We start from the raw sequence: 1,743 nt of genomic DNA, 5'->3' as shown, positions 1-1,743 counted from the left end.
AACAATCAAAACCGTCGGTGCGACGGGGTTAGCTTAGTCCATTTGCCTAACCGCTGATACAAAACATCGTATCAAGTATGGGTATTACCTAAGAAACCGCCACCTCTTTAGGTGGTCGGTAGTTCATTGATTAACAATCTAGTGACTAACCACTCAGTTATTAGCAAACCGATAATTAACAATCATCGTAACGAATAAAACCTACCCTAAAGGATGAGTATGGCAACGATTTTAACATTAGCGGGCGATGGTATTGGCCCTGAAATTATGACTCAGGCCATTGATGTGCTTGAGGCGGTCAATAAGAAATTCTCGTTAGATTTGACCCTTGAATCTGGTTTGATTGGTGGCGTAGCCATTGATGCAACGGGTGAACCTTTACCGGATGAAACACTAGCCAGTGCGCGTGCAGCAGATGCTGTCTTACTAGGCGCTGTTGGTGGACCTAAGTGGGATGGCATTGAGCGCAGCAAACGCCCTGAACGTGGTCTACTTAAAATCCGTGGTGAGCTAGGTTTGTTCGCCAATTTACGCGTGGCAAAGTTATACCCACAACTTGCTAATGCCTCAAGCATCAAACCTGAAATCATTTCAGGCTTAGATTTGCTTATCGTGCGTGAGCTAACGGGCGGTATTTATTTTGGTGAACCTCGCGGCATTCGCACCTTAGAGAATGGCGAGCAGCAAGGCTATAACACCATGGTGTATAGCACAAGTGAGATTCAGCGTATCGGTAAAGTGGCGTTTGAGTTAGCAAAAACCCGGGCGCAAGCAGCAGGCACCGCTGCAAAAGTTTGCTCAGTGGACAAAGCCAATGTATTGGAAGTCACTGAACTGTGGAAGCAGACGATGATTGAGATGCAGCAAGCGGACTATAGCGATGTTGCACTCTCACATATGTATGCTGATAACGCTTGTATGCAGCTTATCAAAGACCCGAAGCAGTTCGATGTTATGGTCACCGGTAATATGTTTGGCGATATCTTATCTGACGAAGCAGCGATGCTGACAGGCTCTATTGGTATGCTGCCATCTGCCAGCCTTGATGAGTCAGGTAAAGGCATGTATGAGCCTTGCCATGGTTCAGCACCTGATATCGCAGGGCAAGATAAAGCCAATCCATTGGCAACTATTTTATCTGTTGCGATGATGCTGCGCTATACCTTTAAGCAAGAAGAGGCGGCACAAGTGATTGAGCAAGCGGTCAGTGACGTACTTGATGATGGTCTACGCACAGTGGATATCCTAGATCGCAGCGAAGTTGGACTGAAACAAGTAGGCTGTAAAGAGATGGGGCAGGCGGTGTTGGCCAAGCTCGTATAAACCAACCCGATTACTTCGCAGTAGAGAGCTTATTCAATTAACAATCTTGTGTAAGCAACAGTTTTACTTAAGTATTAGGAACCCATAAATTGCTCAGCAGTTTACGGGTTTTTTGCATTCATATATAAGCTTCACTTGATGTCTAGTCAAAATATCCTAAAAGCGCTACGATATTGCTGATATCAATTTTTTGTAGCCTTTGTCTGCGTAGGCACAGCAAGCAAGAAAAGTTGATATCAGCAGCGCGTGATGTATCGATATTACTTTTCGCTGACTATACATTATTTTAACATTTTCAGCGCAGAAATCCCCTACTTCTAAAGTAGTGGGATGAATGCGTTATTGATAACTACCCTTACTCCCTATGGTATTATAATTAATAATTACAACGCCAATTAACAACAAGCTCCTTATGACCAA

At 44.2% G+C, this 1,743-nt stretch carries 1 protein-coding gene; it reads left to right on the top strand.

Going from position 1 to position 1,743, the window contains the following annotated elements; all coding sequences use genetic code 11:
- Window positions 1-219 precede the first annotated feature (219 nt).
- The gene (gene leuB, locus QL919_RS14035) at window positions 220-1,323 is read left to right on the top strand and encodes a 3-isopropylmalate dehydrogenase (protein WP_290190086.1); all 1,104 of its coding nucleotides are present in this window, start codon (window positions 220-222) and stop codon (window positions 1,321-1,323) included.
- Window positions 1,324-1,743: the final 420 nt, after the last annotated feature.

The sequence above is a fragment of the Psychrobacter sp. APC 3426 genome, assembly GCF_030408035.1.
In the GTDB taxonomy this organism is placed as follows: domain Bacteria; phylum Pseudomonadota; class Gammaproteobacteria; order Pseudomonadales; family Moraxellaceae; genus Psychrobacter.
The sequence above is the reverse complement of the archived record's forward strand: the minus strand, read 5'-3'. Positions and strand labels throughout refer to the sequence as shown.